The following is a 2960-nucleotide window of genomic DNA, read 5'->3' as shown; positions in this document are numbered from 1 at the left end:
ATTCGGAGGTGCTGGAGGCTTGGAAGTGCCTAAACCGCGGGTGACCGATTGCGAACCTTACAACGATCTGGATAAGCTAAAAATAGAAAAAGAAGTCACCGGGTTTTACATTTCGGGACACCCACTTGATCAGTTTAAACTGGAAATTGAGAGTTTCTGTACTTGTACTTTAGATAAGGTAATGGGGTACCAAAACCGAGAGGTGGCTGTAGCCGGAATTATTACTAAAAGCACCGAGCGGCAGACTAATAGTGGTAAGCCTTTCGCTTTAGTTACGATAGAAGACTACCAAACTTCGGTGGACTTAGCTTTCTTCGGGGAGGATTATTTAAGCAATCGCCACCGCTTATCGCTGGGCGAATTTGTGTACATGAAAGGAAGAGTAGAGGAACGCTACAATAAACCTGGCGTATGGGAGCTTCGCCCCCAAACGGTACAGCTACTCACGGAAGTACGAGAGAAGATGACCGGAGGAATTCAACTCAGTATTTCTGCCCAGCAGCTCAATCACAATTTAATTGAGCGGCTGGAAGCGTTATCGGCTGAATACAAAGGAAATTGCCCGGTAAAAGTAACCGTACACGACGAGCAAGAGAGTATGAGTGTAGAAATGTTATCGCGCAAGTACCGCTGGCAACCCAATGGCCAATTATTTGGTGCTTTAGAACAACTGGATGGTGTTTCGTATCAACTGACGGGGGCACGATGATTCAGACACAGAATTCGTTTAAAATGAGCATTGAGGCAAAAATGCGTATCCATTTCTCTAACATCACATAGGTTTTAATAAGATAGCTGCTATTCCCAATTAGACCAGTAATAAAGTGAAACGATCTGGTAAAATTCTGGTATTAGCCCCAGCGATCACCATGCGATCTATAACCTTTGCCATTGGAAATAATAGCACGAAAAACATCAGCGTGCAGTTTGCTACTATAGGTTAGTATCAGTTCACCAGTTCCAGGTAGCCGGTTTTTGGTTGGGAACCGTTGTTCTTTTCAATCACGTAGAAGTAGGTGCCATCGGGTAGGCGTTTGCCTCCTACGTAAATGCCCCGGTTGCCCGTTCCTTCAAAGCGTACACCCTGATTGTCGTAGTAACTGGCCTGATAAACTAACGCCCCCGCTCGGTTAAAGATTTTGACTACATTGTCCGGAATCAGCTCAATACAATCAATTTCAAAGAAGTCGTGATTGCCATCTCCATTGGGGGTCACGGCGTTATAGACCTGAATATCGATGGCTACCTCAGCACTACCGTAGCTCGTACAGCCGTTTTCCCAATCAACTCGTACCGTATGCGTACCCGCCGCCAAGTCTTTGATAACAGCACTTTCCGAAGTAAGCACAGTGGCTTCCGGCATCGTCCATTCAACAGAAGTAATGCGAAGGTTTTCTTCGGCGATAATGGTAGCCTGCCCGTCGCTTTCCCCACAACGAGCGGGAAGAGTTTCTACGCGGAAGGCGGGGGGAGTACTTTCATCGGCAATCTCAAAGATGACAACATCGGAGACACAACTGGTAATCAGCTCGGTAGCGGTCACCTGATACGTTCCCGCCGCTAGGGGAGCGACAGTCAGGGTTAAGTCCGATTCATTGATGATGACCAAAGAATCGGGCAGGGGATTACCCTCAGCATCGTAGAAGGTAAATATATAGTCTTCGGCACCGCCGTTCACTGACATGGTAGCCGACCCATTCGGATTGGCGCAATCAGTCATGTGAGATAGTATCTCAACCTGAGGCACATCTACGATTCGTTCGCCCGGAACGATGGTGCCACTATCTTCTGTGCTGCATCCGGTAGTTTGATCGGTCACAACCACGCGGTACGTACCCGGCACCAAGCTAAAGGCCCGAGCTAGCTCACTAATTATGTTATTCAAAGAGTCGTACCAGATAAAATTATAACCTGCCGTTTGGCCGTTCACGCTGGCGTAGAGCTGTCCATTGGGGCGGGTCGGGTCGCAGGTAGAGTAGGGTTCTTCGACGGTTACTTCCACCACCGGAAAAACGGCAAAATCTTCTACGGTAACGGTAATAGGATCAGTCGTACAAGTGCCCGTAGCCAAGTCGGACGCTACTACTGTATAGTTACCCGCCACTAATCCGGCCCACACCCGTCCGGTGAAATCTGGCTGCACGCTTATCGTATCGCCAACGTACCAGAAGTATTGGTAGTCCCCCGCGGTTGAAGGATCTACCCGTACCGAACCGCCTCCCAATGTAGGATCGCAGACTGTGGTCGGGGTGGCACTCGCTATAATAATTGGAGTATCGGTGCTCTCGGGAACAAAGAAGGTTTCTGTGGTACTACACTGCGTTCGTGCGTTCGTTACTTCTACGGTGTAAAAGCCTGTGGTTAAGCTATCGGCTTCTGATTCGGTCTCGGCTACCAGTTCAGCGCTAAGATCAGTCGTGGTCCCTTGGAACCAGCGGTAGGTATAGGCTTCGGACACCCCAGTAGCTTCTATAACATCTAGCGCAATTAGTCCGGTAGCCACCCGGGTTGTGTCGCAACTCGTCTGAGGCTGCAAGTCTAGCACATCAACGACCGGATCGGTAGAAACATCCTCTACCTCCAACTGAACAATCGCGGACTGTACCGGAAATACCTGATGAATGGCTTGGACATAAAAGGTGTCAGCCGCTAAATCAATGAAAGGTACGATGCCGGAGAAATTCACGACGGAGTCGAGGGCGGTCCCGCTGGGGGTGTAGACCTTCTGGTAGAGTTTAATCTCGTAGTCAGCAATGGCATCAGCGCGAGTGAAGGTGGTGCCCGGTACTGAAATGGTTAAACTATCTAATTGAATGTTTCCGTCGGGTAAGCAGATTGTTTGGGGATTAGCCCGAGCAAACAACCGCGGGGTAAACTCCCGGTAGGGTACTGTGTAGCGCGCAGTCGTTCGGCAACCCGTAATCTGGTTGGTTACCTCAACTAAATACTCTTGATCGTCT

Annotated in this window: 2 protein-coding genes; one reads left to right on the top strand and one right to left on the bottom strand. The window is 49.2% G+C overall.

Annotation, left to right across the window (positions count from 1 at the left end; genetic code table 11):
* On the top strand, positions 1-709 hold a 709-nt coding region (locus WBA23_RS04090), incomplete at its 5' end, for an OB-fold nucleic acid binding domain-containing protein (RefSeq protein WP_424580974.1).
* A 237-nt stretch (positions 710-946) separates the two neighbouring features.
* Here the strand turns inward: WBA23_RS04090 and WBA23_RS04085 are convergent.
* On the bottom strand, positions 947-2960 hold a 2014-nt coding region (locus WBA23_RS04085; protein ID WP_424580973.1), incomplete at its 5' end, for a gliding motility-associated C-terminal domain-containing protein.

The sequence above is a fragment of the Tunicatimonas sp. genome (assembly GCF_049647865.1).
GTDB lineage: Bacteria > Bacteroidota > Bacteroidia > Cytophagales > Cyclobacteriaceae > Tunicatimonas.
The sequence above is the reverse complement of the archived record's forward strand: the minus strand, read 5'-3'. Positions and strand labels throughout refer to the sequence as shown.